The 240-nt window shown below is 45.4% G+C and carries 1 tRNA gene; it reads right to left on the reverse strand.

Going from position 1 to position 240, the window contains the following annotated elements:
• Positions 1-5: 5 nt before the first annotated feature.
• Positions 6-88 (reverse strand) — tRNA-Leu (locus HC175_RS23825).
• Positions 89-240: the final 152 nt, after the last annotated feature.

The raw sequence follows: 240 nt of genomic DNA on the forward strand, positions 1-240 counted from the left end.
TTTCGTACCGAAGGCGGGAATCGAACCCGCACGCCTTATCAGCAATGGATTTTGAATCCATCGTGTCTACCAATTCCACCACTTCGGCCTAACATTTTACGCTCTTTTAAGTTTGGATTTTGAATCCTGGGGGAAAATGTTGGCTGATGACGTTGAGTACTATTTTCCCGACGGAGATGCAGATACCCGCACAATTTTATCGGGGAAAGAGGAAGTTGTGAAATGGTGGAAGGATTGGAA

Source organism: Salinimicrobium oceani, assembly GCF_012037645.1.